The sequence below is a fragment of the Yinghuangia aomiensis genome (assembly GCF_039542225.1).
Lineage (GTDB): Bacteria > Actinomycetota > Actinomycetes > Streptomycetales > Streptomycetaceae > Yinghuangia > Yinghuangia aomiensis.
Window position 1 is genome coordinate 1 of record NZ_BAABHS010000088.1, and the last position, 1,444, is coordinate 1,444.

1 protein-coding gene is annotated in these 1,444 nt (G+C 68.8%); it reads left to right on the forward strand.

Annotated features, from left to right (window positions below; translation table 11 throughout):
- Nucleotides 1-234: 234 nt before the first annotated feature.
- Nucleotides 235-1,425, forward strand: coding sequence for an IS110 family RNA-guided transposase (locus ABEA93_RS41940; protein ID WP_425585274.1), 1,191 nt, complete (start codon nucleotides 235-237; stop codon nucleotides 1,423-1,425).
- Nucleotides 1,426-1,444 lie beyond the last annotated feature (19 nt).

Sequence of the window (1,444 nt, forward strand, 5' to 3'; positions counted from 1 at the left end):
GGTCCTACGTTGGTCGTGGGTCAGACGGGCTGTCGTAGGGTCCAGAGGCCCGGAGACGCCGGGTATGGCTTTCAGGGGGTTGCACTCGATGGTTCGCTCCACCTGGCCGCCCGGCGTCTCACGACGACCTGACCGCTGATTAGGAGATGCGGGCCCCTCGGGTGCATCGCTGGGTAGGACCACGCTGGCGAGGTCGTCCGGAGCATGAGCACGCACGAACGACCGGAGGAACAGGTGGCCCAGATCTGGGCGGGCACGGACATCGGCAAGACCCACCATCACTGCGTGGTCCTCGATGCCGAGGGCCGGAAGCTGCTCTCGCGTCGGGTGCTGAACGACGAACCGGAACTGGCGGCCCTGCTCGCCGACGTCCTCGCCCTCGACGAGGACGTGGTCTGGGCTGTCGACGTCGCCGACGGCATGGCCGCCCTGTGGATCAACACCCTGCTCAACCACGGCCAGCGGCTCGTCTACATACCCGGCTTGGCGGTCAACCGCGCTTCGGCCGGCTACCGCGGCACCGGGAAGACCGACGCCAAGGACGCCACCGTGATCGCCGACCAGGCCCGCATGCGCCGCGACCTGGCCGTCATCCACCCGGACGAAGAACTCACCGCCGAGCTGCGGATCCTTACCAACCGCCGGGCCGACCTCAGCGCCGACCGCACCCGCCGGATCAACCGGCTGCGCGGCCAACTCACCAGCATGTTCCCGGCGTTGGAGCGGAGTCTCGACCTGGGGAACGTCGGCCCGCTGGTCCTGCTGACCGGCTACCAGACCCCGGCCGCCCTGCGCCGCACAGGCCGAAGGCGTCTGGAGACCTGGCTGCGCAACCGCAATGTCCGCAGCGCAGCAGAGCTCGCCCAGGCCGCGGTGGAAGCGGCCGACCGCCAGCACTCGGCCGTCCCCGGGGAAAAGATCATCGCGCAGGTGGTCCACACCCTGGCCAGGGAGGTGATGGGCCTCAACGAGCAGATCGCCGGGATCGACAAGCTCATTGCGGCCCGGTTTCGCGACCATGACCTCGCCGAACTGATCGCCAGCATGCCCGGCATCGGGCCTTTGCTGGGTGCCGAGTTCCTCGCCGCCACCGGTGGCGACATGAGCCGCTTCGGCAGCGCCGACCGCCTCGCCAGCTTCGCCGGCGTCGCCCCAGTGCCCCGCGACTCCGGCAACATCAGCGGCAATCTCCACAGGCCACGGCGTTACCACCGCGGCCTGCAGCGTGTCTTCTACACCTCCGCGCTGATCAGCATCCGCAGCTGTGACGAGTCCCGCCGCTTCTACGAGCGCAAGCGCGCCGAGGGCAAACGGCACACCCAGGCTGTCCTGGCCCTGGCTCGCCGGAGAGTCAACGTCCTGTGGGCGCTGATTCGCGACGGACAGTGCTTCCAACGCGGACTCCCGGTCACAGCAGCGGCTTGACAACATCATTAGGAGGTGG